We start from the raw sequence: 7,166 nt of genomic DNA, 5'->3' as shown, positions 1-7,166 counted from the left end.
ACAACAAATATGACCTTGAATTTCGATTTCAAGTTTTGGATAGTCATTTAAGACTTGAATAAGTTCTTTGAGAGTTTTAAAAGATTCTGGAAGTAATTTAGCAGAGCTATAATCGAAGTAAATATTTTCTAATTTAATGAGATCGCCTTTACTTGATTTTTGAATTTTATAATAAAGAGTATTCGATTGATTGACTTTTCCATAATAAACTATAACTTTTCTATTATCTGATTTATTTAGCGATTGTTTAAAATCTTCTCCATGATTTTCGATAACAATAGTAGCGCTTATTTTGATTTTACTACCTTCAATATTTTCTATAATTGAATTAATTCGTCGTGAAGCTAAATCTTTATTATAGGAACTGCTATCAGTAGCATCGCAATGTCCTGTAATCTTTACAACCTCTACATCAGGATTTTCATTCATCCAATTTATAAAAATTGTTGTGGAAGCTACATTAGGAACGTCACTATTTGAATCGAAAAAGACTTCAATCTTTTCTTGTGAATGAACTACATTAGATAATAGAAAGAAAAGAAAAAATAGAATTCTCATTATTACTTCTCTTTAACTAAAATTTCAACTCTACGATTATCATCTTCTTCTAAAGCATTCTTTTCGGGAATTGGATGGATTGGTCTTGAAACGCCATAACCTTTGAACGACATTCGAGTTCTGTCAATTTTATTTCGAATAAGATAGTTGTAAACTGCTCGCGCACGTGCTGTAGAAATTACTTCAGGTTCATCTGGTCTTTTGCAACAAATATGTCCTTGGATTTCTATTTTTAAAGTTGGATTATCAACCATTACACAAAGGAGTTCATACAGAATTGGTTCTGATTTGGTTACAACTTTAGCCGAATTATTGTAAAAATAAATATTATCTAGTTTTAACAGATCACCTTTTTTAGCCGATTTGATTTTTTCTGCAAATTGCTTTTCTACTGGTTTAGTTGGTTCTTCTACAACTTTATCAATTTTACTTGTATAAATTATAGTTACTCGCCTATTCTCATCTTGTATTTTCGACTGCTTAAAATCTTCTCCAAAACCCCGAATTTCAATATCTTTTAAAACTTCAATTTTACTTTCTCTCAAGAAATTATAAACTTCATTGACACGTTTTAAAGCCAAAGTATCGTTATAGGAATTAGTTCCTTTGAAATCGCAAAAACCATATAACTTTGTTACTTGATAATTTTTCCCTTCAGCAATCCAGGTATTTATAGTTTTTATGGCTTGTTCGTTTAGATTATGTTTATCGAAATCAAAATAAACATTGAGCTTTTCTTGGGCATTCAAGCCAAAGGAGAAAACTAGAAATAAAACGATATATTTTTTCATGATTTACTTGTCTAGAATCATAATTTCAACTCTTCTGTTTTGAGCTGCTTCAAATTCTGTTTTTTCGGGAATAGGGAATTTTGGCTTTGAAACTCCAAATCCTCTGACTTTAATTCGTCGTTCGTTGATTCCTTCATAAACTAAAATTCGTTTTATTTGCTTAGCTCTATCAAGCGATAGATTTTTTACATCTTTATCAACACAACAAATATGACCTTGAATTTCAATTTTAATTTTTGGATATTTATCTAAAACTCTTACCAGTTCTGAAATTGATGGTTTAGAATTTGCCATAACCGCAAATGTGTTGATATGAAAATTGATGTTATTCAATCGAATTAATGTTCCTTTTGTCGAAAGTTCGATTTTGTCTTGCAATGTTGCACCTTCGGGAAAATGCATTCGTTCTTCTTCAATTGGAATTATTTCTTCTTCTTGAACGACTTTTGGCTTAATTCCTAAAATCTCATCTTCACGAGCCAAATCTTTTTCGAATATGTAATGAATAATTGCTTTTCTATTTTCGGCTTTGTTTGCAGATGTTGCGCCTTTTTCACCAAGACTTATACTTTTAAAATCCTTTCGAATTTTTAATTTGCCATTAACTAAAGCATAAATTGTATTGACACGTTTTTGCGAAAGCGTATCATTAAATCCGTTAGTACCAACTTCATCAGTTGAACCAGTTATCGATAGAATTTTAGATGTTTTATTTTCGGCTATCCATTTATCAAATTTGGCTTGCTCTACTTTATTCAAATCATATTTATTGTTGTCAAAATAGACTACGAATTTTTCTTGCGCTTTTCCAATTTGAAAAACTAATAAAAATACACTGTAAAATAATACCTTCTTCATACTACGAATTTACGCAAATTAAATGTGATGATTGCAAAAGTTGTTCCACAAAAAAACCTGCTAATTTCTTAACAGGTTTTATCTATTTTTATGTCTAGAAAATTATCTTGTAAACAACAATTCTCTGTATTTAGTTAATGTCCAGATTTCGTCATCTACTAAAAGCTCTAGTTTATCGCAGTGTTCACGGATTTCATCAAAGTATGGTTTAACTTTATCACAGTATGATTCAGCCATTTTTTGAGCGTCAGTCAAAGCGTTTGCTTTTTTACGAGCTTCAGTCATTGCTTCAACTTTAGAATTAATTCCTTCTATATGCGATGAAATTTCTTTGATTAAAACAATTTGCTCTTTTCCGATTTTTTCAAATTCGCTTCCGAAGATTTCTTTCAATCCGCGTACGTTTTCAATCAATGTATTTTGGTAACGAATGGCAGTTGGAATTACGTGATTACGAGCAATATCTCCTAAAACTCTTCCTTCAATTTGGATTTTCTTAGTGTATTCTTCCAATTCAATTTCGTAACGAGCTTCAACCTCAACATGGTTCATTACATTCAAGTCTTTGAATAAATCTAATGCTTTTTGCGAAACCTTAGCTTTCAAAGCTGCTGGAGTAGTTTTGTGATTACTTAATCCACGTTTTTTAGCTTCTTTTTCCCAAGCATCGCTATAACCATCACCTTCGAAAAGGATATTTTTTGTTCCTTTAATATATTCTCTCAATACATTGAAAATCGCTTCGTCTTTCTTTAAATCTTTAGTTTCAATTAAAGCATCTACTTCTTTTTTGAAATCTTTTAATTGTTTTGCAACGATTGAATTTAAAGTTGTCATTGCATTGGCGCAGTTTGCAGTAGAACCAACAGCTCTAAACTCGAATTTATTTCCTGTGAAAGCAAATGGTGAAGTTCTATTTCTATCAGTATTATCCAACATTACGTCTGGAATTTTACCAACTACGTTTAATTTCAAATCTGTTTTTTCTTCTGGAGATAATTTTCCAGTTGATACACCTTCTAATTCTGCTAAAACTTTAGTCAATTGTTGTCCGATGAAAACAGAAATAATTGCCGGCGGAGCTTCATTGGCACCCAATCTATGATCATTACTTGCAGTTGCAATTGCAGCACGAAGTAATTCTTCATAATCATTTACCGCTTTAATTGTATTGATAAAAAACGATAAAAATTGTAAGTTACTCATTGGAGTTTTACTTGGAGAAAGTAAATTAATTCCAGTATCTGTAGCCAATGACCAGTTGTTATGTTTACCTGAACCATTTACACCTTTGAATGGTTTTTCGTGGAAAAGTACTTTAAAATCGTGACGCTCACCAACTTTAGACATTACATCCATAAGAAGTGAATTGTGGTCAACTGCAAGATTCGTTTCTTCAAATATTGGAGCTAACTCAAATTGATTTGGAGCAACTTCATTGTGACGTGTTTTTACCGGAATTCCCAATAACATACATTCTTCTTCTAATTCTCTCATGTAATTTAGTGCACGAGAAGGAATTGAACCAAAGTAATGATCGTCAAGTTGTTGTCCTTTTGCAGAAGTATGACCAAGTAATGTTCTACCAGTCATCATTAAATCAGGACGTGATTGTGCTAAAGAAGAATCTACCAAGAAATATTCTTGTTCCCAACCTAGAGTCGCTGTTACTTTTTTAACATTTTTATCAAAATACTTACATACATCTGTTGCTGCTTCATCAACAGCATTTAAAGCACGTAAAAGTGGTGTTTTATAATCTAAAGCTTCACCTGTATAAGAGATGAAAACCGTTGGAATACATAAAGTTGTTCCAAAGATAAATGCTGGAGAAGTTGGATCCCAAGCAGTATATCCGCGAGCTTCGAATGTATTTCTAATTCCTCCATTTGGAAAAGAAGAAGCATCTGGCTCTTGTTGCACTAATTGTCCGCCACCGAATTTTTCAACTGCATCGGAACCATCGTATGAAGTTTCGAAAAAAGCATCATGCTTCTCTGCAGTTGTACCTGTTAATGGTTGAAACCAGTGAGTATAATGAGTTACGCCTTTCGACAAAGCCCATTCTTTCATTCCCATTGCAATATAATCGGCTAATTTTCTATCAATTTTAGTTCCGTGTTGAACGGCATCTTTTACTCCTTTGTGTGCATCTGAAGTTAAAAACTGCTTCATTGCTTTATCATTGAATACATTAGAACCAAAAAGATCTGATTTTCTTCCTGCTTCCTCAAATTTCACAGGCTTTCTACCTGATGCTTCTTTTAATGCTTGAAAACGTAAAGTTGACATAAAATTGATTTTAAAAAGTTATACCCTATTAATTTGATGCAAATATAGCAATATTTTAATTCAAAATTAATTATACCCTATTTTTTTAGGGGCAAAATATATAAATTAATAATTTTGCAATGAATTCATTATACTTTGATAACAATTAATGCTTTTTCAGATAAAAAAATGGCACAAAAAAAGAGATTGCTTTCACAATCTCTTTTACCAAACAAACAAACTATAGACTAACCAAAATCTATTTCATTATTTTTATTTTAGATTCATCAATATTATAAGCTTTTATTACTGCATTATAATCTGAAAAATCTACTTTACTTGCACCTTTATTAGATAAATACGCTGGAACTATTACAATTCTAAAAGTTTCATTAGTAATGTAGGTAGGAGTTAATGCTAAATCATACGTTCCACCAGCATAAATTGTAAAATCTTCTTTACTGAAATCAAAATCGTAATCTAATTCACCTTGCTCTAAATATAAAGTTCTTGGAATCTGCTGCCAAATTGGTGTACTTGAATCAATTGTTCCAGCTAATCGATACATTAAAACAACATCAGATGCAAAAATCTGTATATTATTTGAGCTAAATGTTTCACGAATAAAATATCCTTCGTCAATATTAAATCCGAAATTTACATTTCTTAATTCAAAAGCTTCTGCAATTGTATCATTATCAATATCATCTTCGTTAGAGCATGCTGTTGTTAGTCCTATCATCCCGATAAAAGCTAAAATCAATGTAAGTTTCTTCATAATATTTTTTTTTTTAGATTAATGACATAAAGGTATAACCAATTGTTGTGCCAAAGTTTATTAATTTAAAAAAAATGTATCTTTGACAAATGGAAAATCAGAATAAATTATACATGGTTATGCTCGGTTGTCGTCCTGAAGGCAGATGTACAGAGCAACACGATATTTTTTTTGGAATTGGAAAATCCCTAAAAGAATTACTTCCTGAAATGAAAAACTTTTGGCCCGAAGCAAAAGGTAGAATTCATATTGATGCTTGGCGCGAAGTTACCCAAGTCGATAATTACAAAATTGAAATTTTAGATAAAGGTACAAGCGCACCAACTTCAGAAAATTTATTTTTTATAAACCTTGGCGGATATAAAGAAAACGAATTTGAAGAATACCATTATAAGGTTTTGGCTGTTGGAGCAACATTAGCCGATGCTTCCAAAAAAGCAAAAGCAACCACTTTTTACAAACATTGCGGATTTAAAGGCGCAACATCTCACATTGATGATAAATTTGGGATCGATATTGATGATGCTTTTAAAGTTGAAGAAATATTAGCCAAAACTTTTACAGAACGATTTGCTATTCAAATTTCTGAAACTGAAATTACTAACGAAGATAGGCTACACATTGGCTATTTGAAAATTGATAAACTACAATAACCATGGGAAGAAATAACGAAAGAAATATCAAGAAGCACAACGACAAACTTAATAAAGAGCAAGACAAAGCCAAGGCTAAAAAAGTAGCTCGTGAAGAGAAACTAAAAGCGATTGTAAAAAAATTCAATGAAAATAAAGAATAGTTTATGACCAATTGCTATTGCGGAAATTCTCAATCGTTTGAAGATTGTTGCCAACCATATATAATAGGTATAAAAAAAGCAGCAACTGCAGAAGCTTTAATGCGTTCAAGATATTCGGCTTATGCTACACAAAACGCAGATTATTTGGTAGCTACAACACATTCATCTACTAGAAAAAATCATAAAAAGTCGGATATTTTAGAATGGAGCAAAAGCAACCAATGGATAAAATTGGAAGTTCTTGCTACAACTGAAACTACAGTAACTTTTAAAGCGTATTATTTAGATTACCAATTGAAAGCTCAAATTCATCACGAACATTCTATTTTTATATTTGAAAATGGAAGTTGGTTCTATGTTGATGGAAGTTATTGATTTACTATTTTTTAATCGGAATCCAAATTTCTTCTTCAGATTCAGGACTGTTATTTTTATATTTTTCTCCTAGAATTTCAAACTGCGGACGATTATCCAATTGATAACCTGAACCAGGCAACCATTCGGTATAAATCGAATTGAAAAATGCAGACACATTACTTTGATCGCCTTTATAATTAAAAACAGCATACAATCCTCCTTCTATTTCCAGTGATTCCATATCGTCTGGAATAAAATCAAAACTTGTAACAGCAACCGCAGCCCATTTCACAAAAGGTGTATTGGGTTGAAAATCGAAATCTTCTGGATTGATTTGGATGTTATACAATTCTGAACCAATAGTGTTTTGAATTTCTTTTCGTCTTGGCATAAAACTACTCCATAATTCGAAGGCACGATAATCTGCATAAGTAAAAGAAAGGTTTTTACCAATGAATTTAGTGGTTGGGAAGGTTTTTATTGTTGGATTCATATTTTATAAAATTTATCGTTTTTCCAATTTAATGGATTTTCAAAGATATAATTTTGAATGTTTTCAAATGATTGTGAATTGCGAATAATGTGATCATGAAATCTAGATTGCCATGCGAAATTGGAATGGGTTCGTCGTGACATTTTGGTTACAATTGATTTGTACGAACCAACAATTGATGAAATCGTGTTTTTACCTTGATTTTGAAATCGTGATGAACCAATTGTTGTATTTGATTTGATTGTAGAGACAAGGCATTGCCTT

9 protein-coding genes and 1 pseudogene are annotated in these 7,166 nt (G+C 31.3%); 3 read left to right on the top strand and 7 right to left on the bottom strand.

The genetic code is table 11. The features are described from left to right. From DIU01_RS04020 to DIU01_RS04000, 5 genes are all read right to left on the bottom strand, one after another. Positions 1 to 558, bottom strand: a 558-nt coding sequence (locus DIU01_RS04020) for an OmpA family protein (protein ID WP_290831959.1), incomplete at its 3' end; no start/stop codon positions are given. Between the two features lie 2 nt (positions 559 to 560). Then, entirely contained in the window at positions 561 to 1,349 is a 789-nt protein-coding gene (locus DIU01_RS04015; RefSeq protein WP_290831958.1) for an OmpA family protein, read from the bottom strand. Between the two features lie 3 nt (positions 1,350 to 1,352). Further along, positions 1,353 to 2,207 (bottom strand): OmpA family protein, encoded by an 855-nt coding sequence (locus DIU01_RS04010; RefSeq protein ID WP_290831957.1) that lies wholly within the window; start codon positions 2,205 to 2,207, stop codon positions 1,353 to 1,355. 102 nt (positions 2,208 to 2,309) lie between these two features. Next, entirely contained in the window at positions 2,310 to 4,499 is a 2,190-nt protein-coding gene (locus DIU01_RS04005; protein WP_290831956.1) for a glutamine synthetase III, read from the bottom strand. Positions 4,500 to 4,737: 238 nt separating this feature from the next. Continuing rightward, positions 4,738 to 5,256, bottom strand: a complete 519-nt coding sequence (locus DIU01_RS04000) for a hypothetical protein (protein ID WP_290831955.1) — start codon at positions 5,254 to 5,256, stop codon at positions 4,738 to 4,740. An 89-nt stretch (positions 5,257 to 5,345) separates the two neighbouring features. Between DIU01_RS04000 and DIU01_RS03995 the strand changes: the two genes are divergently transcribed. The 3 genes from DIU01_RS03995 to DIU01_RS03985 are packed head-to-tail and all read left to right on the top strand — an operon-like array spanning position 5,346 to position 6,427. After that, positions 5,346 to 5,909, top strand: coding sequence for a DUF1543 domain-containing protein (locus tag DIU01_RS03995; protein ID WP_290831954.1), 564 nt, complete (start codon positions 5,346 to 5,348; stop codon positions 5,907 to 5,909). Positions 5,910 to 5,911: 2 nt separating this feature from the next. Next, on the top strand, positions 5,912 to 6,052 hold the full coding sequence (locus DIU01_RS03990; RefSeq protein WP_290831953.1) for a hypothetical protein: 141 nt from the start codon (positions 5,912 to 5,914) through the stop codon (positions 6,050 to 6,052). Positions 6,053 to 6,055: 3 nt separating this feature from the next. Next, positions 6,056 to 6,427 (top strand): YchJ family metal-binding protein, encoded by a 372-nt coding sequence (locus DIU01_RS03985; protein ID WP_290831952.1) that lies wholly within the window; start codon positions 6,056 to 6,058, stop codon positions 6,425 to 6,427. A gap of 4 nt (positions 6,428 to 6,431) precedes the next feature. On the opposite strand, the gene DIU01_RS03980 is transcribed toward DIU01_RS03985, so the two are convergent. After that, positions 6,432 to 6,902 (bottom strand): GyrI-like domain-containing protein, encoded by a 471-nt coding sequence (locus DIU01_RS03980; RefSeq protein ID WP_290831951.1) that lies wholly within the window; start codon positions 6,900 to 6,902, stop codon positions 6,432 to 6,434. After that, positions 6,899 to 7,166 (bottom strand): annotated as a pseudogene (locus DIU01_RS03975) (hypothetical protein); the annotation flags it as partial. The gene DIU01_RS03980 and the pseudogene DIU01_RS03975, both read right to left, overlap by 4 nt.

The sequence above is a fragment of the Flavobacterium sp. genome (assembly GCF_003525665.1).
GTDB lineage: Bacteria > Bacteroidota > Bacteroidia > Flavobacteriales > Flavobacteriaceae > Flavobacterium.
The sequence above is the reverse complement of the archived record's forward strand: the minus strand, read 5'-3'. Positions and strand labels throughout refer to the sequence as shown.

Coding starts and splice junctions, on each gene's coding strand:
- DIU01_RS04015 (WP_290831958.1), bottom strand. CDS start 1,349: ATGAAAAAATATATCGTTTTATTTCTAGTTTTCTCCTTTGGCTTGAAT.
- DIU01_RS04010 (WP_290831957.1), bottom strand. CDS start 2,207: ATGAAGAAGGTATTATTTTACAGTGTATTTTTATTAGTTTTTCAAATT.
- DIU01_RS04005 (WP_290831956.1), bottom strand. CDS start 4,499: ATGTCAACTTTACGTTTTCAAGCATTAAAAGAAGCATCAGGTAGAAAG.
- DIU01_RS04000 (WP_290831955.1), bottom strand. CDS start 5,256: ATGAAGAAACTTACATTGATTTTAGCTTTTATCGGGATGATAGGACTA.
- DIU01_RS03995 (WP_290831954.1), top strand. CDS start 5,346: ATGGAAAATCAGAATAAATTATACATGGTTATGCTCGGTTGTCGTCCT.
- DIU01_RS03990 (WP_290831953.1), top strand. CDS start 5,912: ATGGGAAGAAATAACGAAAGAAATATCAAGAAGCACAACGACAAACTT.
- DIU01_RS03985 (WP_290831952.1), top strand. CDS start 6,056: ATGACCAATTGCTATTGCGGAAATTCTCAATCGTTTGAAGATTGTTGC.
- DIU01_RS03980 (WP_290831951.1), bottom strand. CDS start 6,902: ATGAATCCAACAATAAAAACCTTCCCAACCACTAAATTCATTGGTAAA.